This window comes from Thiomicrospira microaerophila (assembly GCF_023278225.1).
Classification (GTDB): Bacteria; Pseudomonadota; Gammaproteobacteria; order Thiomicrospirales; family Thiomicrospiraceae; genus Thiomicrospira; species Thiomicrospira microaerophila_A.
On sequence record NZ_CP070959.1, the window covers coordinates 769,828 to 791,141 of the forward strand.

14 protein-coding genes, 2 tRNA genes and 3 rRNA genes are annotated in these 21,314 nt (G+C 44.6%); 17 read left to right on the forward strand and 2 right to left on the reverse strand.

Features of this window, described 5'->3' with window-relative positions; all coding sequences use genetic code 11:
- Window position 1: 1 nt before the first annotated feature.
- The gene (purM, locus tag JX580_RS03775) at window positions 2-1,048 is read right to left on the reverse strand and encodes a phosphoribosylformylglycinamidine cyclo-ligase (protein ID WP_248851466.1); all 1,047 of its coding nucleotides are present in this window, start codon (window positions 1,046-1,048) and stop codon (window positions 2-4) included.
- Window positions 1,049-1,177: 129 nt separating this feature from the next.
- Here purM and JX580_RS03780 point away from each other — a divergent pair, with 129 nt between their 5' ends.
- From JX580_RS03780 to JX580_RS03815, 8 genes are read left to right on the forward strand one after another with little or no spacing between them, the layout of a single operon-like run.
- Entirely contained in the window at window positions 1,178-2,239 is a 1,062-nt protein-coding gene (locus tag JX580_RS03780; protein ID WP_248851467.1) for a DUF2066 domain-containing protein, read from the forward strand.
- Window positions 2,236-2,955: a DnaA regulatory inactivator Hda gene (gene hda, locus JX580_RS03785; RefSeq protein WP_248851468.1), complete on the forward strand. Its 720-nt coding sequence runs from the start codon at window positions 2,236-2,238 to the stop codon at window positions 2,953-2,955. The genes JX580_RS03780 and hda overlap by 4 nt, the downstream gene beginning before the upstream one ends.
- Window positions 2,956-2,988: 33 nt before the next feature.
- Entirely contained in the window at window positions 2,989-3,519 is a 531-nt protein-coding gene (locus JX580_RS03790; RefSeq protein WP_248851469.1) for a TlpA disulfide reductase family protein, read from the forward strand.
- A gap of 33 nt (window positions 3,520-3,552) precedes the next feature.
- The gene (locus tag JX580_RS03795; protein ID WP_248851470.1) at window positions 3,553-4,068 is read left to right on the forward strand and encodes a thioredoxin family protein; all 516 of its coding nucleotides are present in this window, start codon (window positions 3,553-3,555) and stop codon (window positions 4,066-4,068) included.
- 11 nt (window positions 4,069-4,079) lie between these two features.
- Window positions 4,080-5,375, forward strand: coding sequence for a TolC family protein (locus JX580_RS03800; protein WP_248851471.1), 1,296 nt, complete (start codon window positions 4,080-4,082; stop codon window positions 5,373-5,375).
- Window positions 5,376-5,392: 17 nt separating this feature from the next.
- The gene (locus JX580_RS03805; protein ID WP_248851472.1) at window positions 5,393-5,887 is read left to right on the forward strand and encodes an efflux RND transporter periplasmic adaptor subunit; all 495 of its coding nucleotides are present in this window, start codon (window positions 5,393-5,395) and stop codon (window positions 5,885-5,887) included.
- On the forward strand, window positions 5,887-6,156 hold the full coding sequence (locus JX580_RS03810) for a hypothetical protein (RefSeq protein WP_248851473.1): 270 nt from the start codon (window positions 5,887-5,889) through the stop codon (window positions 6,154-6,156). The genes JX580_RS03805 and JX580_RS03810 overlap by 1 nt, the downstream gene beginning before the upstream one ends.
- Window positions 6,157-6,159: 3 nt before the next feature.
- Entirely contained in the window at window positions 6,160-6,987 is an 828-nt protein-coding gene (locus tag JX580_RS03815; RefSeq protein ID WP_248851474.1) for a PilZ domain-containing protein, read from the forward strand.
- 74 nt (window positions 6,988-7,061) lie between these two features.
- On the opposite strand, the gene JX580_RS03820 is transcribed toward JX580_RS03815, so the two are convergent.
- The gene (locus JX580_RS03820; RefSeq protein ID WP_248851475.1) at window positions 7,062-8,774 is read right to left on the reverse strand and encodes a proline--tRNA ligase; all 1,713 of its coding nucleotides are present in this window, start codon (window positions 8,772-8,774) and stop codon (window positions 7,062-7,064) included.
- Window positions 8,775-9,020: 246 nt separating this feature from the next.
- On the opposite strand from JX580_RS03820, the gene JX580_RS03825 reads away from it, so the two are divergent.
- From JX580_RS03825 to JX580_RS03865, 9 genes are all read left to right on the forward strand, one after another.
- Window positions 9,021-11,819 carry an FAD-binding and (Fe-S)-binding domain-containing protein gene (locus JX580_RS03825; protein ID WP_248851476.1) on the forward strand — a complete coding sequence of 933 codons (2,799 nt, stop codon included), beginning with the start codon at window positions 9,021-9,023 and terminating at the stop codon, window positions 11,817-11,819.
- A 10-nt stretch (window positions 11,820-11,829) separates the two neighbouring features.
- Complete coding sequence (locus JX580_RS03830; protein ID WP_248851477.1) at window positions 11,830-12,405, forward strand: Maf family protein; 576 nt, start codon at window positions 11,830-11,832, stop codon at window positions 12,403-12,405.
- Window positions 12,406-12,409: 4 nt separating this feature from the next.
- Window positions 12,410-13,882 carry a ribonuclease G gene (rng, locus tag JX580_RS03835; RefSeq protein WP_248851876.1) on the forward strand — a complete coding sequence of 491 codons (1,473 nt, stop codon included), beginning with the start codon at window positions 12,410-12,412 and terminating at the stop codon, window positions 13,880-13,882.
- Window positions 13,883-14,293: 411 nt separating this feature from the next.
- Window positions 14,294-15,833, forward strand: a 16S ribosomal RNA gene (locus JX580_RS03840).
- A 63-nt stretch (window positions 15,834-15,896) separates the two neighbouring features.
- Window positions 15,897-15,972, forward strand: a tRNA-Ala gene (locus JX580_RS03845).
- Between the two features lie 43 nt (window positions 15,973-16,015).
- Window positions 16,016-16,092, forward strand: a tRNA-Ile gene (locus tag JX580_RS03850).
- A 423-nt stretch (window positions 16,093-16,515) separates the two neighbouring features.
- Window positions 16,516-19,377, forward strand: a 23S ribosomal RNA gene (locus JX580_RS03855).
- 212 nt (window positions 19,378-19,589) lie between these two features.
- Window positions 19,590-19,705 (forward strand): 5S ribosomal RNA (rrf, locus tag JX580_RS03860).
- The 16S, 23S and 5S rRNA genes sit together here with 2 tRNA genes alongside, the layout of an rRNA operon.
- 141 nt (window positions 19,706-19,846) lie before the next feature.
- Window positions 19,847-21,313, forward strand: coding sequence for an ExeA family protein (locus tag JX580_RS03865; RefSeq protein WP_248851478.1), 1,467 nt, complete (start codon window positions 19,847-19,849; stop codon window positions 21,311-21,313).
- Window position 21,314: the final 1 nt, after the last annotated feature.

Genomic DNA, 21,314 nt, shown 5'->3' on the forward strand with positions numbered 1-21,314 from the left:
ATTACTCGCTGATTAACTCAACAAAAGGTTCTGTTTTCTCAGTGGATTTGATTTCACCAATGATCGAAACCTGCTCGCCAAGCCCAGTTAAAACGTCCACTGCTTTTTGTTGATCTGCCGGGTCGATAACCAGTACCATGCCAATGCCGCAGTTAAAAGTGCGGTGCATTTCGATAGGGTCAACATTACCACGATCTTGAAGCCAGTCAAATACAGCAGGCCGCTGCCAGCTTTGAGTATTGACCTGAGCGCAAGTGTTGTTCGGCATAACGCGAGGTAGGTTTTCAATCAGACCACCGCCAGTAATATGTGAAAGTGCTTTTACATTGACTTGAGTGAAAAGTTCAAGCAAGGATTTGACGTAAATACGCGTTGGTGCCATCAAAGCATCGACTAACGGCTGGCCTGCTAGGTCTTGTGATAAGTCTTCACCACTGACTTCAATGATTTTGCGAATCAGTGAGTAGCCATTTGAATGCGGGCCGGAAGAGGCTAATCCAAGAAGAATGTCGCCAGCCTTGACCTGGGAGCCATCAATGAGTTGATCTTTTTCAACAATCCCAACACAGAAACCAGCAAGATCGTAATCACCTACCGGATACATGCCGGGCATTTCAGCCGTTTCGCCACCAATCAGCGCGCAACCCGATTGCTGACAGCCTTCGCCTATGCCTTGGATCACATCTTTTGCAACATTAATATCAAGTTTTCCAGTTGCGTAGTAATCAAGGAAGAAAAGCGGTTCTGCACCTTGAACAATTAAGTCGTTAACACACATAGCGACTAGGTCTATACCCACTTGGTCGTGCTTACCCGTGTCAATCGCCAGTCTAAGTTTGGTGCCGACACCATCAGTACCTGATACAAGAACCGGATTTTTATATTTGCCAACCGGTAGTTCAAATAGGGCACCAAATCCCCCCAGGGAGGCCATTACTTCTGGTCTTGCGGTTGCTTTAGCAATGGGTTTAATAGCTTGTACTAGGGCATCACCCGCGTCAATGTCGACACCGGCATCTTTGTAACTTAATGAGGCTTTGTTTGTCATAGATATTTGAACTTTTGTTAGCGTTTAGAAATCTATGTAGTAAATCAATTCGTGCGGAGCTGCTAAATCAATCCAATCTACATGTAAAAAAATATTATGATATTGTAACCAAAAAACAGCGAGGCGGGTATGAGAAGTTTAATGCTTCGGCTAATTATCAGTGTATTTATGTTATTTCCAACGGTTCAGGCAAAAGAATCGTTGGATTTATTTAAAATTGAAAAGCCAATAGAGCAGTACAATGCGAGTGACATAAATCTGTATTTGCAGCAGGCAATGGGGGATTTATTGGTGAGGTTGGTCGGCGATGCTGAGTTTGCTTCAGCATCCGAAGCTCAAAAGTTTATCCGCAATGCACGCCAATGGGTTTTGCGTTTTCAACTGGTTAATCGTGAAATTGATGGTGTAGTGATGGGGCAAAGCTTGGCGGTTGAGTTTGACCGAAATCGGTTGCTAGCTGAGCTGCAAGCTTCAGGAATTCATATCTGGCCATTAAACTACCGTCCTCAAACGCTCATGCTTGGTCAATGGGAGCACATGGGGCTCAGAGAGAATATTTCTGAACAGAGTTTGGAGTATAGGATTGATTTGGATTTTAGGGGGCATAGTCGTCTGTTGGGCCTGCCTGTTAAATTGCCACAAGATAGCGCGCTGTTTGAGCTTATTCCCTCGCCTGAAGTGTTAGTAAATTTTGATCTATTGCCGACAAGTTTATTGAGCAATATTGAGTTTGATAGTCCTTTTTTGTTTGTTTATAAAGCGGATCAAATTGGTCAGGTTATTCGTTGGGTTTGGCGACTTTATTCTTTAAATGATGGGGCATTATTGTTGGGTGGCGAGGATGTTGGGGAGTCTTTTGATGAAATGATGAAGCTTTCTCTTAATAAGTTGCTAGATTTTTATTCAACACCTTATAGGCAGGGACTTGGAACTTTGGGGCTCATTGAAATTGAAGTTTCGAATATAGCTAGTTATCAGGCGTTTAGTGTTCTGGAGTCGTTTATGTTAAATCTACAGCCTATTGCCACAGATGTTAGGCTTGTTGGTTTAAATAAAGATGTTATCAAATTTGAGGTTACCTATACTGGGCAACTTTCAAATTTGCTAGACGAATTGAACAAATTAAAACTAGTAGAATGGAATCATCAAACTTTATTTCAAGGTCAGCTTAAGGGGCAGTATCAACCGTGAATGAACAGAGTATGCTGGTTCAATTACCGCTAAAGATTAGTTTACGTAATGATGCCAGTTTTAAAACATTTGTTGCAGAGCAGGAATTGATTGCACAAACTTTGAGTAATCTTCAGCAACCCGATAAACCTCAGTATGCGGGGTGTTATTATTTTTATGGCCCCGACGGGGTGGGCAAGACGCACCTATTGCAAGCCGCTTGCCGTTTTTACAGTGAGAAGATGCTTCAAAGTGTGTTTTTTCCATTGATGGATCAAAGCTTACCCTTGATTGCCGATGTGTTGGTGGGCTTAGAGGTGACTGATTTGGTTTGTCTAGATGGCATAGAGGCTATCTTGGGTGAGCCTGCCTGGGAAAAAGCACTGGCTAACTTGATTGCTAAGTCAAAGGTTCAGGGGCATCGCGTTCTGCTTGCAGGGCAAATGCCGCTCGCTGATTGGCCAATCGAAACAGATGCGTTGCGTTCAGAAGTTTTTTCGATTATGCCTATTCCGCTTGCACCTATCAACGATAGAGATTCATTGATTCTGGCTTTGCAACGTCATGCGGTGAATCGTGGGTTTGAGCTGAGTTTGGAGGTTGCTAATTTTTTGATCAAACGCTTCTCATTGGATTTGCAGGAGTTGTTAACCGTATTACAGGTTTTGGAGCAGGCGAGTCTTGCTGAAAAGAGGCGAATGACTTTGCCTTTTGTAAAGGATGTGCTGGCAAGATAGACGATTAATTTTGATGATAAGGAGTTTAATACAGTGAAAAACAAACTAGAAGTGAGTTCACTCAGGGGTATTGCAAGCTGGTTGATTGTTAGTTTTGGTTTCGCTATGTTGTTCGCTTGGTCGGCAGCACAGGCAAAAACAGATATTGAATTTGTTGATATGCAAGGCAATAAGGTGATGCTGTCTGATTTTAAGGGGCAGTGGGTTGTGGTTAATATTTGGGCTACTTGGTGTCCCCCTTGTGTCAAGGAAATGCCAGACCTGACCTTTTTTCATGAGCAAAATAAGGATAAGGGTGCGATTGTATTAGGCGTTAATTTTGAGAATATTCCGGTTGAAAAGGTGAATAATTTTACCGAAGACTTGATGATTAGCTTTCCAATTGTTAGATTTGCAGATGTAGATCTTAATAGCAATCGCACGCCTTTTGGCCCCTTGCGTGGTTTACCCAGCACTTATATGATTTCTCCAAGCGGCGAGATTGTTGCAGGGCGAGCAGGTTTGGTCAATCAGCAGATTTTGGAAGAATTTATTCGGTCTTATGAAGCAAAACATTCAAGTTAACAAAAAAATAGCTCAAAAGAGCAGGAGGATACAATGAAAGCGCTTGAAATGATAAAAATTGGCTTTTTAAGTTTGGCGCTGATCTTCAGTCACCAGGCCTGGTCAGCAGCGTTTTTTGACGAGAGTTTCGGTAACTTTCAAGAGGAGTTAGAGCTGGCTAAGGACGAGGAGAAAATGGGGGTATTTATTTTTTTCGAGATGGATGATTGTCCTTTTTGTCATCGTATGAAAGAAACAATTTTAAAAGAAGAGGATGTGATTGAGTATTTTCATCAACATTTTAAAGTTTATCGCTTTGATATAGAGGGTGGTAGCCCGGTAACGGATTTTGATGGTACGGAATTTAATACGGGTAAAGAAATGGCTGAGAGAAAATATCGAGTGCGCGCTACGCCCGTGATGATGATGTTTGATTTGGAAGGTAAGCCTATGGCGCGCTACACTGGACCAACTCATACTAAAGAGGAATTTATGCTTTTTGGTCGCTATGTTGTTGAAGGTCATCACGCGACTATGCCGTTTAATCGTTTCAAACGCACTCAAGAGTAACGGTGATAACTATGAAGTTTAAACTGATTACATCGCTGCTTATTTTTGCTAGCTTTTCCATTCAGGCGAGTGAGAAAACTCAGTTACCCTCGCCTTTAACGCTCGACTATGTTCTTAACTTACCGGCTAGTATGAGTCCTAGCGTTTTAGCCAAACAGGCCGCATTTTATAAATCAGAAGCGCAGCTTAAGGAGAGTCAGGCACTGGACAGCTTTTCATTGGGTCTTCAAGCAAGATTAGGTCAGCGTGAGTTTAATGGTGAACGCCAGAATCATCATCTTGCAGCCTTGCATTTTGGTCTACCTCTTTATGATTTTGGTAAAACCCAAAAGCTGAATCAGGCCTGGTTGTTGGATAGTGAGGCTAGGTCTTTGGCCGTGGAGGCAGCCGAAAATGAGTTCCGTTTGATGTTAATGCAGGCCTACTTTAATGTGTTGTTGGCCGACATGAACTACCGGGTTGAAAATGAGGCGATGGCGATTGCTTTTGTTACCTTGGATAAGGTGCGTGAGGATCACGCGTTAGGGCGTGTTTCTGATGTTATGCTTTATGATTATGAAAAAAACTATCAACAGGCCTTTGTTCAGCGCCAAAGAGCGCAAACCAATTTGCGTCGCACTCGGATGTTGTTAGCCAATACGATGGGACGTTCCGATGCCGTGATTTCGAGGCTTGAAATGCCTAGATTCAATCAGATTCCAGATGAGTTGGCAAGGGTCGAGCTTTTTCTTGAAAAGGCTTTAGCGAATAATGTTGAGATTCGCTCATATCAGCAAGCAGAACTGGCAGCGCAAAAGCGTGTGGCGAGTGTTAAGGCGAGTAAAATGCCAAGTTTGCGAGCAGATGCATGGGTAGGGCAGCTTTCAAGTTATCCTGATGTGCGCGAAGGTCATTGGCATGCGGAGATTTCAATGTCTATGCCTTTATTTGATAGCGGTTTAAATCGAGCGAGGCTTGATCGTGAGGCATCGCAGGTGAAGCTAGTTGAAGCTGATCGTTTAGCGGCAGAACAGAAAATTCGTGAACAGGTTACCGATTTGTTTTTTCAATTAGCCTTACTTAATGTTGAAGAACAAGCGGTTGAGGCATCTAAAACATTTGCCGCATTTAATATGGATTATAAGCGCGCACTCTATGAAAATGAGCAGCAGTCTGATTTTGGTGATGCATTGGTGAAGATATCTCAGGCGGATTATGATGCGTTGGCTTTTGAATTAAAGCGCGTCATGCTTTGGGCGCAAATGGCTTTTTTAACCGGTTCGGATGCTTCTTTTTTATTGCCAACCCAACCATCAGAAAATAATTAATTGAGGAGTGATGGGAGATGAAACGATTAGGCTTATTTTTTGTTGCAATGATGATGTCGATGCCAGCCATTTCAGCTGAAATTAAAGTGGGATCTTTAGTAGTAGGTCAGGTCACTGCGGTGAGTGTTAAAGAGGGGCAGCAGGTTCGAGCGGGACAGGCTATTTTGACTATTGATGACCGCCGATACCAAGCCAAACTTGCTGTTTTAAAGGCTGAATTAGCTTACCGCCAAGCGGCTTTGGCGGATGCTAAAATTGAATTTGAGCAGGTTGAAGACCTTTATGATCGAACGGTGATTGCTAAACGTCCATTTGAGCGGGCAAAGCTGGATCTAGAGCTTGCACAGCAAGCTTTATTGAAGGCAGAAGCTGAATTAGCTCTGCACCAGGCCTGGTCTGATTATTTTTACATCAAGGCACCGCAGGCGGGACGCATTAAAACCCTGGCCGTCGGCAGGGGTTCAACGGTGTTTAACGAAAACCAATTATTATATATTTTGGAGACGAACTAATGTCAGGTTTGGCTAAAAAGATTCAATATGCTACTAAGTATTGGCGCTTGGCGATTCATTTGGTTTTTAAGACCAAGCATTTTGGTGTGAATAATCAATGGTGGGCTCGCCAGCCTTCGCCAATTGGCTGGGCTTGGTATCAGATTATTTGGGGCCTACTTACGGTGATGCCGATTGTAAGAAATTATCAGTCGTTAAAAGTTAGGAGCTGTATAGGTTGGATGCCTCAAGCTGAGTGTGAGGCATTGTTTGGAAATAAAAAAGGATAATCTATGCCGTCTGAACAGCGTCAATCTGCTCGTTTTAATCGCCGGTTTTATGTAACAGATTATGAAGACACTCAGTTTGAGTCTGGGTTTGAAGGCGTGGATGTTAATTTAACGGGATTAAGTTTTTTGTTGCCGGATGCCGAGTTGTTTATGCCAGGGCAACCACTTGCTTTACGCGTTAAGGCGGATGAAATTGGTGAATCCTATTCACTTGACAGTGTGGAAGTGGTTCATTTGCGCCAGTCTGAAGCGGGAGTAATGTGTGGTTGCCATATTACTCAGGTGAGCAGTGATCAGTTATTAGCGCATCATCGTTTGGTTATGCGCAATGACGCCGAAGCACAACAAGCGATGGCGGTTTCTGAATTACATGAATTTAACTTTAATAACCAAACCTCTCCCTTGTCTAGCCAGCTAGCGGATTATCAGCAGGCCAGTTTTGCGTTAAATCTTGCGGTGGAAGAGCTTACCTCTGGCGTGCAGTTAGACGAACAACATTGGCAAACCTTGGAGCAAGGTTTGGGCGCTTTAATAAAGTCATTAGCCGATCAGCAAAAACAAGCGGTGTTGCAATTGCTAGAAATGGTGAGCGGTTTTCAGCGCCAACAAGAAACCCGAAATCAACAGGTTTTGGCGTTGAGTTTATTAGCCAAAATGATGGTACACAGCCCGCAGGGCGACAAAGAACGTTTGGAATGGCAAACGCTGGTGCGCGATTTTGAAACCAATTTCTTAGATGAACGTTTGTTGTTGGCGTATGATTTGATGCATCAAGGTCTTGAGGCGGGTGAAGCCTTGGAGCGTGCGAAAGAGCAAATTGAAGTAGAATAAATCCCCAGTGAACTGGGGATTTGGCTCGAATGTTTCACAAATTTATGAAATATTCGGGTTAAAAATCAAAATGATTAACGGATCTGTTGCATAAGAAACGCCATAAAGTCAACTTGATCAATATTTTGACTGTCTTTGTCACGGCGGTGTTTATATTCAATCTTACCTTCGTCTAGTCCGCGCTCACCAATCACAATGCGGTGCGGAATACCGATCAGTTCCATGTCATTAAACATCACGCCTGGACGCTCATTGCGGTCATCAAATAGCACCTCAATACCCTGGGCGGTTAAATCCGTGTAAAGTTGTTCGGCCACTTGTTTGACTCTAGGTGACTTGTGCATTTGCATTGGTACAATGCAGACTTGGAAGGGCGCAATCGCATCCGGCCAAATAATGCCTTTATCGTCGTGGTTTTGTTCAATCGCCGCTGCAACCACGCGGGTTACCCCAATGCCATAGCAACCCATTTCCAAAATCTGCGCGCGGCTGTTTTCGTTTAACACATTTGCATTTAGGGCTTTGGAATATTTATCGCCTAATTGGAAAATATGTCCTACCTCAATACCACGACGAATTTGAATGGTGCCGTGACCATCTGGGCTTGGATCGCCTTCAACCACATTACGAATATCAGCCACCAGGCCTGGTTGTAGATCGCGCTGCCAATTCACGCCAGTTAAGTGAAAACCGGTTTTATTCGCACCACAAACAAAATCAGCACAATGCGCGGCTGCACGGTCGACAATCATTGGAATGTTAAGTCCAACTGGGCCAATTGAGCCGGCATCACAGCCAGCAATCTGCTGAATCTGCTCAGCGCTGGCAAACGTCATTGGGCTGGCGACTAAATCAAGTTTTTCAACCTTAATATCATTAATTTCATGATCACCGCGCAACACTAGGGCAACGACGGGTTGTGCATCGGTTGCCCCTTGAACCAACAGTGTTTTGACGGTTTGTGAAGCTGGAACCTTAAGGTAAGCGCAGACCTCTTCAATCGTATGGACTTTAGGTGTCGCCACTTCGGTTAGGGGTTGACTGGCCGCAGGGCGTTCACCGATGGGTGCGACGGCCTCAGCCAGTTCAACGTTAGCCGCAAACTCGCTGTCGGTTGAAAAGGCAATGGCGTCTTCACCTGAGTCGGCGAGTACATGAAATTCATGCGAACCATCGCCACCAATCGAACCAGTGTCCGCCTGAACCGCGCGGAAGTTCAATCCCATGCGTTCAAAAATGCGGTGATAACTGTCATACATCACCTGATAGGTGGCTTCCAAGCTGGCACGGTCTAAATGGAATGAATAGGCGTCTTTCATTATAAACTCACGCGAGCGCATCACGCCAAAACGCGGACGAATTTCATCACGGAATTTGGTTTGGATTTGATAAAAGTTGGCCGGTAACTGCTTGTAACTACGAATTTCCTTGCGCACCATATCGGTGATGACTTCTTCATGCGTTGGGCCCAAGCAGAAATCACGTTGATGGCGGTCTTGCATGCGCAATAATTCTGCACCATACTGCTGCCAACGCCCGGATTCTTGCCATAATTCAGCGGGTTGCACCACCGGCATCAACACTTCTTGTGCGCCCGCACGATCCATTTCTTGACGAATAATCGTTTCCACCTTGCGCAATACTTTTAATCCAAGTGGTAACCAAGTATAAAGCCCTCCCGCCAAACGGCGAATTAAGCCCGCTCTGAGCATCAATTGATGGCTGATAATTTCGGCATCGGTTGGAGTTTCTCGGGTGGTCGCGATTAAAAGTTGCGAGGTTTTCATGCTGGTTAAAATCCTGTAATTTTGATAATTGATCGATTTGTTTGGGTCTTTTGTTTATTAAGATGCCATTTTATCATGCATTCTGTAGCAGAACATTCTCAGCTTGGTGCTAAGTTAGCAAAGACTTGATGGTAAATTAGGGTTTTAAGTTAGAGACGAGAGCCGTAATTTGAATTGATTAGGGTTTGATCAGTGTGTGCAGCAAGAATACAGTAAAATAGACAAAATTTTTGAAAGGATTAAAACGTGCTTTATTCAACTGATGCCTCTGTTTTTGAACTGAAACCCTCAGGCGTTAAAACACCTCAAAATCGTGAGGGGCTGGTTAGCGATCTCCGCGAGGCTTTGGCATTGGGTGAGGCCATTACTCTGCGTGGAGCAGGGACATCGTTAGCGGGGCAAGCGATTGGAGAGGGGCTGATTGTCGATATATCTAGGCATTTAAATCAGGTTTTTGAGTATCGACCCCAGCAGCAACGTGTTAAGGTCGAACCAGGCATGGTGTTGGATGAACTAAATCATCGGCTTGGTTTCGATGGTTTGTTTTTTCCTATTGATACCTCGACCTCAAATCGTGCGACCCTGGGTGGTGTTATTTCTAATAACTCAGCGGGTGCTAAATCGGTTTATTTCGGTACCCCAAGAGATTGGGTAGTATCTTTGGATGCGTTGTTGTCTGATGGTTCAGAAGTTTGCTTTGAGCCGCTTGATGAAGTTAAGTTACAAAATAAACTTGCGCTCGATAGTTTGGAAGGGGCGATTTACCGACGAGTTATTGAGTTATTAACGCTTCATAAACAAGCCATCCTTGACTCTGCTGTCGATGCGTCTTTGATTAGACGTAATACGGGCTATGCACTTGATGTATTGGTGCGTGATTACCAACCGTTTAACCCAGCCGGTAAGCCCTTTAACTTAACCCCACTGGTTTGCGGTGCGGAAGGTACCTTATGTGCTATCACAGCCGCGACACTGAACTTAACTGAAAAACCAAAATATAGTCAATTAATTTGTGCACATTTTGCAACGCTTGAACAGGCGCTAAATTTAATTAAGCCTTTATTGCTAACCAGGCCTGCGGCGATTGAGTTGATAGATCAGGCGACTTTAGACTGTACATTACATAATGCAGAGCAGACGGCTAATCGTTTTTGGGTTGAGGGTGAACCGGCAGCGGTATTGGTAATCGAGCTATTTGGTGATTCTTTGTCAGTTTTAAAAAAGAATTCGATTGAGCAGCAGGCCTGGCTGTTGAAGCAAGGTGCTTATGCGGCGCCTTTAATAGCTTCTCATCAGGCTCATCAGGTATGGGCGTTAAGAAAAGCCGGTTTGGGTTTGTTAATGGGCAAGCGTACCAGGAAAAAAGCGGTTGCGGTGATTGAAGATGCTTCAGTCCCTGCTGAAAGGCTGACTGAGTTTTATCATGCGGTAAATAATTTGTTGTCTGAACATCAGTTATCTGCGGTGTTTTACGGTCATGCTTCTGTGGGGTTGATTCATATCCGGCCTGAACTAGATTTGGCGGATCCAGACTCACGAAAAACATTTGCGGATCTGGCAGAAAAGTTTGCGAGTTTGGTAAAGCAGTATAACGGAGCCTTGTCAGGAGAGCATGGCGATGGTCGATTGCGCTCACCCTTCCTAAGGCATCAGGTAGGGGATGAGGTTTATGGTGTTTGGCAGCAGATTAAGTCTGTTTTCGACCCAAAAAATCAGTTTAATCCTGGTGTCATCCTCACCGATAAATCAGTTTTGCAGCCGATGAGGGCGGATCGTCAGCCTCTACAAAAGCTTAAAGGCGGGTTTGATTGGCGTAATGACATAAGCCTGATGGATGCGGTGGAGAAGTGTAATGGCGCCGGAGCCTGTCGTAAGGCAAACGGTGTAATGTGTCCTTCTTATCAAGTGAGTCGTGAAGAGGCTTATTCCACGAGGGGGCGCAGTAATTTATTACGTTGGGCGCTTACCGAGCCTGATCCGGTCGCGGCTTTGAGTCAAACCGAACTTCAAGATGCCTTATCCCATTGTTTGGCGTGTAAAGCCTGTAAAACTGAGTGTCCAGCGAGTGTGGACATGGCTCGGCTTAAAGCTGAAGTGAGCTATCAATTGAAGCCGAGTAAATTAATTCGCTGGACAATGACACGACAGAAAGCACTGATGGCATGGTCACAAAAGCACCCTAAAAAGTCCGACTGGTTAATGGGGTTGGGCTTATCGAGGCGTGCACTAGGGTTGGATGAACGCCGACCCTTGCCTAAAATGGGGGATTTTGATTTGCAGGATTGGTGGCTGAATCAGCCGATTTTGCCAGCCGATAATCAGCAAAAAGTTTGGGTCTTGGTGGATTTATATAGCCAGTATCAAGAACCTGAAGTGGGCAAAGCCACCCTGCAGAGCTTGGTTAAGTTGGGTTTTGATGTGCGTCCTGTATTTATGAATGCGTCTCCACGCGCATTAATTAGCCAAGGCTTATTAGCGGAAGCTTCGAATGAGTTAGCCAATGTTATTAAGGCGTTATCTAATCTCGCGCTAGATGACTATATTATAGGCATTGAACCCTCTGAGGTGCTAACTTGGCGAGATGAGGCGAAAGATTTGTTACCGAAACGATCAGATGCGTTTGAATATCGACGGGTTATGCTCTATGAAGAGTTATTGGTTGATCTGGTTAAGCAACAACGATTACCTGCGATGCCTGTTGTTGATAAAAAACTCTGGTTACATGTGCATTGTCACCAGAAGTCACTCGCTAAACCCAGTGATGTGAATCGGCTGTTGTCTCAAATACCAGGCCTGGTTGTCCATAATATCAATACAGGCTGTTGTGGCATGGCTGGGGATTTTGGTTACAAGCACTACGAAATGTCGGTAAAAATTGCCCAGCAAACCTTGCTTCCCGCTTTAGAGCAGGTTGCTGAAACCGACTGGGTAGTTGCAACTGGTTTAAGCTGTCGCCAACAAATTAGCGATCTTGCGGGGAAACATTCTTATCATATTGCACAGTTGTTCAATCAACTTTTGCCGAATAATTCAATTCAAAATTAAGGGTTCAATCATGAATAAAAATCTATATCTTGCATCAAGCTCACCACGGCGGGCTGAACTGCTTAGGCAGCTTGGGTTGTCATTTTCGATTGTTCGTGCGGATGTGGATGAATTGGCTCTTAATAATGAGTCAGCGGAGGATTTTGTGTTCAGAATGGCGCAGGAAAAAGCACAAGCCGGCTATAGCGCGCTGAGTGCTTCCAATGCTTGGGTTATTGGCGGTGACACGTTACTTTCGCTTGATGGACAGATTATCGGTAAACCTAGTTCAGAATCAGACTATATAGCAACCCTAAATAGCTTATCCGGCAACTGGCATTTGGTACTTTCTGCTGTTGCATTATTAAGCCATGATAAGCTGGTTTGTGCATTAAACAAGACGCGTGTTAAATTTAAATCACTTTCTCAAAGTGAAATTAATGAATACTGGGCTTCGGGAGAGCCACAAGGCAAAGCCGGTGGGTATGCCATTCAAGGACTGGGTGCAAAATACATTGAGCGGATAGAGGGTAGCTATTCTGCGGTAATGGGGATTCCACTTTTTGAACTAAATCAATTGCTGACTGAAAGCGGTTTTTATGAGTGATACTATGAATAATGAAGAAAAGGTTTTGGTTAATATCACCCCTAACGAAACAAGGGTTGCCTGGGTGGAAAATGGTGTTTTGCAAGAGGTATGGGTTGAGCGATCTAAAAAACGAGGATTGGTTGGCAATATCTACTGGGGCAAGGTAGAGCGAGTATTACCAGGTATGCAGGCTGCTTTTATTGATATTGGTCTTTCTCGGGCTGCATTTTTACATGTCTCCGATTTGTCACAAGAGCTTATTCAGAAAAAATCACCGGATACACCTGAGGATATAGCCAAGCTTCTACATGAAGGCCAAAAAATCATGGTTCAGGTGGTTAAAGATCCATTAGGCTCCAAGGGGGCAAGAGTCACGATGCAGGTATCCATTCCTTCGCGGCTCTTGGTTTATATGCCTTCAGAAAAAACGCTGGGTGTTTCTCAGAAGATAGACTTGGTTGAGGAGCGAGATCGTCTTAGGGAATTAATGAAACAGATTCCTGAGGCCAAAGAGATTGAAGGGGGCTTTATTGTAAGAACCGTTGCAGAGGGGGCTGAGTTTCATGAGTTAAGGGCGGATATGCTATACCTGCAACGTCTTTGGCAGTCTATTATAGAAAAAGCTAGATTGGCAGTTAAGCCACAAATCATTTATGAGGACTTGCCGTTATATTTAAGAATTCTTCGAGATATACCCAATGCAGGTATTGAAAAAGTCCGTGTCGATTCAGCCGAAACCTATCAAAAAATGCTCAGTTTTGCCAAGATGTATGTGTTGGAAGTGACCGACAAATTAGGTCATTATCAAGGTGAGCGCCCGATTTTTGACCTTTATAACATTGAAGATGAAATACAGGCTGCACTAGAAAAGCGCGTTAGCCTGAAATCGGGTGGCTATTTAATTATTGATCAAACAGAGGCCATGACGACTATTGATGTCAATACAGGAGGGTTTGTAGGGCATAAAAATCTAGAAGAAACCATCTATAGAACCAATTTAGAGGCCACGCAAGCTATTGCAAGGCAGCTTAGGTTGCGTAATCTTGGTGGCATCATTATTTTAGATCTTATTGATATGGAAGATGATGAGCATAAGACACATGTTTATGATGCGCTCACCAAAGCGCTTGCAAAAGATCGAGTAAAAACATCAATCAGTGAAATCTCAAGATTGGGTTTAATTGAAATGACTAGAAAGCGCACAAGGGAGAGTCTCGAGCGAACACTATGTGAGCCCTGTCCAGTTTGCAATGGCAGAGGGGTTGTAAAAACTGGTGAAACCGTTGCTTATGAGATATTTAGAGAAATAACACGGATGGATAAGTCCTTTGATGCAGAGCGCTACAGAGTCATTGCGGCAGAAAGTGTTGTGGCTAAAATTATGGATGAGGAATCTGACAGCGTAGCTTCGCTTGAGGCCTTCCTTAAAAAGCCAATTAGTTTTCAAGCCGAAAGCTGTTACCCAGCGGAGTTTTTTGATGTAGTTATGATGTAATTCATTAAGAAATGGGCTAGGTTATTGAAATATATAGATAGACGAAAAAAAGTAAAAGAAAAATGAAAATACCGCTTGCGCTGAGAAGGATAGTCTGTAGAATACGCCTCACTTCGCAAGCAATGCTTGAAGAAGGCGAAACAAAGCGGAATGGGAAGAAAATAAATTGAAGAAATTGTTTGACACCTGTTTCGAAGCTCGTTAAAATAGCGGGCTTACTTGATGCGAATGGTATTAAGTTCACGAATAAAGTAGTTCTTTAAAAAACAGGTAATTCAGAGATAATTTATGTGGAAGTGCTTAGGTGTGCGGAAGCAAAAATTAACTCGAAACGACAAATGTAAGTATAGGTAGAAGCAATTCTTCCATGTTAACTTTGTCAATTCCGAGTGTTTAAAAATGTTCAAGATTAAACTGAAGAGTTTGATCCTGGCTCAGAATGAACGCTGGCGGCAGGCCTAACACATGCAAGTCGAACGGTAACAGAAGAGCTTGCTCTTGCTGACGAGTGGCGGACGGGTGAGTAATGCATAGGAATCTGCCCTCTAGTTGGGGATACCGTAGGGAAACTTACGTTAATACCGAATAGTCTCTAAGGAGTAAAGGTGGCCTCTACTTGTAAGCTATCGCTAGAGGATGAGCCTATGTTAGATTAGCTAGTTGGTGAGGTAATGGCTCACCAAGGCGACGATCTATAGCTGGTTTGAGAGGATGATCAGCCACACTGGGACTGAGACACGGCCCAGACTCCTACGGGAGGCAGCAGTGGGGAATATTGGACAATGGGCGCAAGCCTGATCCAGCCATGCCGCGTGTGTGAAGAAGGCCCGAGGGTTGTAAAGCACTTTTAGCGAGGAGGAAAGGATGTAGATTAATACCCTGCATCTGTGACGTTACTCGCAGAAAAAGCACCGGCTAACTCTGTGCCAGCAGCCGCGGTAATACAGAGGGTGCAAGCGTTATTCGGAATTACTGGGCGTAAAGCGCGCGTAGGCGGATTGTTAAGTCAGTTGTGAAAGCCCTGGGCTCAACCTAGGAACGGCGATTGAAACTGGCAATCTAGAGTTTAGTAGAGGGAAGGGGAATTTCTGGAGTAGCAGTGAAATGCGTAGATATCAGAAGGAACATCAGTGGCGAAGGCGCCTTCCTGGACTAAAACTGACGCTGAGGTGCGAAAGCGTGGGGAGCAAACGGGATTAGATACCCCGGTAGTCCACGCCCTAAACGATGTCAACTAGCTGTTGGTCTTATTAAAAAGATTAGTAGCGCAGCTAACGCGATAAGTTGACCGCCTGGGGAGTACGGTCGCAAGATTAAAACTCAAAGGAATTGACGGGGGCCCGCACAAGCGGTGGAGCATGTGGTTTAATTCGATGCAACGCGAAGAACCTTACCATCCCTTGACATCCACAGAACTTTCCAGAGATGGATTGGTGCCTTCGGGAGCTGTGAGACAGGTGCTGCATGGCTGTCGTCAGCTCGTGTCGTGAGATGTTGGGTTAAGTCCCGCAACGAGCGCAACCCCTATCATTAGTTGCTACCATTTAGTTGAGAACTCTAATGAGACTGCCGGTGATAAACCGGAGGAAGGCGGGGACGACGTCAAGTCATCATGGCCCTTATGGGATGGGCTACACACGTGCTACAATGGTCGGTACAAACAGTTGCGAAGCCGCGAGGTGGTGCTAATCTGAAAAAACCGATCGTAGTCCGGATTGGAGTCTGCAACTCGACTCCATGAAGTCGGAATCGCTAGTAATCGCAAATCAGAATGTTGCGGTGAATACGTTCCCGGGCCTTGTACACACCGCCCGTCACACCATGGGAGTGGGTTGCACCAGAAGTAGCTAGTCTAACCTTCGGGAGGACGGTTACCACGGTGTGATTCATGACTGGGGTGAAGTCGTAACAAGGTAGCCCTATCGGAAGGTGGGGCTGGATCACCTCCTTTAAGAAAAAGCCAAAGCCACCTTAGCGCTTTCACATAAATTGTCTCTGAATTACCCAATAGCCTGGGGCTATAGCTCAGCTGGGAGAGCGCCTGCCTTGCACGCAGGAGGTCTGCGGTTCGATCCCGCATAGCTCCACCAATTTTACAGGTCGGTGCAGTGCACAAGGCAGGCCTAACAAATTGGGTCTGTAGCTCAGTTGGTTAGAGCGCACCCCTGATAAGGGTGAGGTCGGTGGTTCGAATCCACCCAGACCCACCAATAACAACCGCTCATGTGGTTTTCGTTAAATACTGGTCAAGCGCGTTTTGTGCAAGCTAGTGATTAACCAAGAAGATATGAGTGGTTCTTATTGCCAAAAAAAGAAGGGAATGATAGTATTCCGCTTCTCGGTAGTAACCGAAGTTCTTTAAAAATTAGGAAGTAATCTCTGCAAAGAGAATGAATAAAATTGATGAGATTTTATTCATAACAATTCAATCGAATCTCCAAATCGATTGAAGTAATAGGTAATACATGTATCTTGATGAAAATCTCAAGCGAACATGTCAGCGAAGAATCTTAGTTGCGTTGTACCTCAAAAAAGCGTTTTGATTGAATTGAGGAAAATCCAAAATTCAACACAAAAGGTCAAAACCAACGCGTTAAACGTTTTACGTTTAATAAGTTATTTTTGAGTTGTATAGTTAAGTGATTAAGCGTACACGGTGGATGCCTAGGCGGTAGAAGGCGATGAAAGACGTGATAGCCTGCGAAAAGCTTCGGTGAGGTGGCAAATAACCTTTGACCCGGAGATGTCTGAATGGGAAAACCCATCCTTTCGAGGATATCCCTTAATGGGAGGCTAACCCGGGGAACTGAAACATCTAAGTACCCGGAGGAAAAGAAATCAACCGAGATTCCCTAAGTAGCGGCGAGCGAACGGGGACCAGCCCTTAAGCAAGGACTAAGTTAGCAGAACGCTCTGGAAAGTGCGACGATACAAGGTGATAGTCCTGTATGCGAAAGCTTTATTCTTGTGAAAACGAGTAGGACGGGACACGTGAAATCCTGTCTGAATATGGGGGGACCACCCTCCAAGGCTAAATACTCTCTACCGACCGATAGTGAACCAGTACCGTGAGGGAAAGGCGAAAAGAACCCCAGAAGGGGAGTGAAATAGAACCTGAAACCGTGTACGTACAAGCAGTGGGAGCACCTTCGTGGTGTGACTGCGTACCTTTTGTATAATGGGTCAGCGACTTACTGTGTGTTGCGAGGTTAACCGAATAGGGGAGCCGTAGGGAAACCGAGTCTTAAATGGGCGACAGTAGCATGCAGTAGACCCGAAACCGGGCGATCTATCCATGGCCAGGATGAAGGTTGAGTAACATCAACTGGAGGTCCGAACCCACTAATGTTGAAAAATTAGGGGATGAGCTGTGGATCGGAGTGAAAGGCTAATCAAGCTCGGAGATAGCTGGTTCTCCCCGAAAACTATTTAGGTAGTGCCTCATGTCTCACTGTTGGGGGTAGAGCACTGTTATGGTCTAGCGGGCCGTCAAGGCTTAGCAGCCCATTGCAAACTCCGAATACCAACAAGTGCAATCATGGGAGACAGACAGCGGGTGCTAACGTCCGTTGTCAAGAGGGAAACAACCCAGACCGCCAATTAAGGTCCCTAAACTATGCTCAGTGGGAAAGGATGTGGGAAGGCTTAGACAGTCAGGAGGTTGGCTTAGAAGCAGCCACCCTTTAAAGAAAGCGTAATAGCTCACTGATCGAGTCGGCCTGCGCCGAAGATTTAACGGGGCTAAGCATAGTACCGAAATTGCGGATGCCGAAAGGCATGGTAGGGGAGCGTCGTGTAAGTCTGAGAAGGTGTGCTGGAAGGCATGCTGGAGATATCACGAGTGCGTATGCTGACATAAGTAGCGAAAAAGGGAGTGAAAAGCTCCCTCGCCGAAAGCCCAAGGTTTCCTACGCAACGCTAATCGACGTAGGGTTAGTCGGCCCCTAAGGTGAGGCTGAAAAGCGTAATCGATGGGAAGCAGGTTAATATTCCTGCACTTTTTATGACTGCGATGGAGGGACGGAGAAGGCTAGGCCAGCAAGGCGATGGTTGTCCTTGTTTAAGGTGGTAGGCAGAAGACTTAGGCAAATCCGGGTCTTTAATGCCGAGAACTGATGACGAGTCCTCTTTTGGACGAAGTGGTTGATGCCATGCTTCCAGGAAAAGCTTCTAAGCTTCAGGTCATAAAAAACCGTACCCCAAACCGACACAGGTGGGCAGGATGAGAATTCCAAGGCGCTTGAGAGAACTCGGGTGAAGGAACTAGGCAAAATAACACCGTAACTTCGGGAGAAGGTGTGCCCCTAATGGTGAAGGACTTGCTCCGTAAGCTGTTGGGGGTTGCAGAGACCAGGTGGCTGCGACTGTTTATTAAAAACACAGCACTGTGCAAAATCGAAAGATGACGTATACGGTGTGACGCCTGCCCGGTGCCGGAAGGTTAATTGATGGGGTTAGCGCAAGCGAAGCTCTTGATCGAAGCCCCGGTAAACGGCGGCCGTAACTATAACGGTCCTAAGGTAGCGAAATTCCTTGTCGGGTAAGTTCCGACCTGCACGAATGGCGTAACGATGGCCACACTGTCTCCACCCGAGACTCAGCGAAATTGAAATCGCGGTCAAGATGCCGTGTACCCGCGGCTAGACGGAAAGACCCCGTGAACCTTTACTATAGCTTTGCACTGGACTTTGATACTATCTGTGTAGGATAGGTGGGAGGCTATGAAGCGAGGACGCCAGTTCTTGTGGAGCCATCCTTGAAATACCACCCTGATAGTATTGAGGTTCTAACCTCGGCCAGTGAATCCTGGTCAGGGACAGTGTATGGTGGGTAGTTTGACTGGGGCGGTCTCCTCCTAAAGAGTAACGGAGGAGCGCGAAGGTACCCTCAGCACGGTCGGACATCGTGCAATGAGCGCAAGAGTAAAAGGGTGCTTGACTGCGAGACTGACACGTCGAGCAGGTGCGAAAGCAGGTTCTAGTGATCCGGTGGTTCTGTGTGGAAGGGCCATCGCTCAACGGATAAAAGGTACTCCGGGGATAACAGGCTGATACCGCCCAAGAGTTCATATCGACGGCGGTGTTTGGCACCTCGATGTCGGCTCATCACATCCTGGGGCTGAAGTCGGTCCCAAGGGTATGGCTGTTCGCCATTTAAAGTGGTACGCGAGCTGGGTTTAGAACGTCGTGAGACAGTTCGGTCCCTATCTGCCGTGGGCGTTGGAGAATTGAGGGGGGCTGCTCCTAGTACGAGAGGACCGGAGTGGACGAACCGCTGGTGTTCCAGTTGTCATGCCAATGGCACTGCTGGGTAGCTACGTTCGGAAAAGATAACCGCTGAAAGCATCTAAGCGGGAAACTTGCCCCAAGATGAGTTCTCCCTAGACTATAAGTCTTCTAAAGAGCCGTTCAAGACCAGGACGTTGATAGGCAAGGTGTGGAAGCGCAGTAATGTGTGAAGCTAACTTGTACTAATTACTCGTGAGGCTTAACTATACAACTCAAAAGTGACTTAACTGATATGAGCGCTTGAGATGAGATTGAAAGCCAAGGCTGCTCAATCCAAGTGATCAGGTATATGTGTCCTATTACAAACAATGAAGGTGTTTGAAGGCTTAAGCCCTAAACAAAAAACAAACACAGCGAAACAGAGATTACTTCTTAGCAAAGAATTTAAGTAAATGCGCTGCATTTACAAAACCGAATTGCTTGGCGACCATAGCGGAATGGAACCACCTGATCCCTTCTCGAACTCAGAAGTGAAACGTTCCAGCGCCGATGGTAGTGTGGGGTCTCCCCATGCGAGAGTAGGTCATCGCCAAGCACCCTATTCCTAAACCCCTCCTCGAGGGGTTTTTTTTTATCATAATTTTATTGTTTTTAGGTTTTCTATCCTACAAATTCTTTTTGTTGCTTTGTTTACAGCATATAATACATATACTTAATTCAATATCATTGGCTTCTTATGTATGAGTCGTTTTTCAATCTAAATGATCTGCCTTTTCGCTCGACACCTGACTTAGAGTTTTTTTATAGTGATGCATCGCGTGGAGACATCGTCGATGCGTTAGTTTATTCTTTAAAACGTGGTGATGGGGTTATAAAAGTAGTGGGTGAAGTCGGTAGTGGTAAAACGACAATTTTAAGAAAATTGGTTCAGTGCCTACCTTTGAATTTCAATGTAATTTATATTAATTCTCCTAATCTCTTACCTTCTGATATTCTATTTTTTATATGCCATGAGTTTGGTCTTGAAGTTAGTACAAATGATCATAGGTTTGCATTCATTAATCAATTGCAACATTTTTTTATTTCAGAGCATGGAATGGGTAGGCATTGTTTAATATTGGTTGATGAAGCACAGGCAATGCCGATTGATACGCTAGAAGAAATGCGCCTATTATCCAATTTGGAAACTGATCAACACAAACTCGTTCAGATTGTCCTATTTGGCCAGCCAGAACTTGATTTGAATCTATCTAAGCCTGAAATTAGACAGTTTTTAAGTCGTGTTTCACAGTCTATTTATCTTCCAGCTTTGAATCCCGCTGATGTCTTTTCTTATCTCAATTTTAGGATGAGAAAAGCGGGCTATTCAGGAAATGATGTATTTAGTTTTCCGATTGCCAAACTTATTTGTAAAAAGTCTAATGGTATGATTAGGGAGATCCATAGTATTGCGGATTCGGCTTTATTAGCAGCTTATTGTGATGACTCTAAAAAAGTTATGCCACATCATTTGTCACCCTCTCAAACAAAAAGCTTTATCAGAAAACACGCAGCTTTTTTATCTTTGATTCTTGTTTTCCCTGTATTGATTATAGGTTTATTTGCTTATTACAACACTTATTTTGTAGGAGAGGGAAAGAGTATTCCGAGCGTATTAAAAGAGTTCAATCACTTAGAATTTCAGCAGGATTCATTCATCGAAAACGTATCAGTGTCTGAGGATTTATTGATTGCTGATAAAGACATTGTCCATGATTTTAATCAACTTAAAAATAATAATGTTGTTGAGTTGGCTGCCGATAATCCATCTATTGATAGTTTTGAGCAACTCTTTAATAGCTTTATGTATAATTCCGATCTTGATGAATATAACCGATATATGCGTGATTTATTTGCATTGTTAGATGGTTTAAACGATCATAAGTACAGTATACAAATAATTACAGGCGGTGTTTCTGATTTGAATCGTGTCGTTAGTGAGCTAGAAAGTGTACTAGATAGCCAGTACTTATACTGGTCAATTGATTTTCCTCGATATATCCTGTTTTATGGTATTTACTCTGATTTTTCGGCTGCTCAAGCTGATATCGATAAATTACCTAGTGCATATAAAATTGGTTCTCCAATTGTTGTCAGAGCATCAAGTGTCAAAAACCGGTTAAAGAATAATTTAAGTTCGATAGGAATGACGAATGCCCAATAAC

Coding starts and splice junctions, on each gene's coding strand:
- purM (WP_248851466.1), bottom strand. CDS start 1,048: ATGACAAACAAAGCCTCATTAAGTTACAAAGATGCCGGTGTCGACATT.
- JX580_RS03780 (WP_248851467.1), top strand. CDS start 1,178: ATGAGAAGTTTAATGCTTCGGCTAATTATCAGTGTATTTATGTTATTT.
- JX580_RS03795 (WP_248851470.1), top strand. CDS start 3,553: ATGAAAGCGCTTGAAATGATAAAAATTGGCTTTTTAAGTTTGGCGCTG.
- JX580_RS03800 (WP_248851471.1), top strand. CDS start 4,080: ATGAAGTTTAAACTGATTACATCGCTGCTTATTTTTGCTAGCTTTTCC.
- JX580_RS03805 (WP_248851472.1), top strand. CDS start 5,393: ATGAAACGATTAGGCTTATTTTTTGTTGCAATGATGATGTCGATGCCA.
- JX580_RS03810 (WP_248851473.1), top strand. CDS start 5,887: ATGTCAGGTTTGGCTAAAAAGATTCAATATGCTACTAAGTATTGGCGC.
- JX580_RS03815 (WP_248851474.1), top strand. CDS start 6,160: ATGCCGTCTGAACAGCGTCAATCTGCTCGTTTTAATCGCCGGTTTTAT.
- JX580_RS03820 (WP_248851475.1), bottom strand. CDS start 8,774: ATGAAAACCTCGCAACTTTTAATCGCGACCACCCGAGAAACTCCAACC.
- JX580_RS03830 (WP_248851477.1), top strand. CDS start 11,830: ATGAATAAAAATCTATATCTTGCATCAAGCTCACCACGGCGGGCTGAA.
- rng (WP_248851876.1), top strand. CDS start 12,410: ATGAATAATGAAGAAAAGGTTTTGGTTAATATCACCCCTAACGAAACA.
- JX580_RS03865 (WP_248851478.1), top strand. CDS start 19,847: ATGTATGAGTCGTTTTTCAATCTAAATGATCTGCCTTTTCGCTCGACA.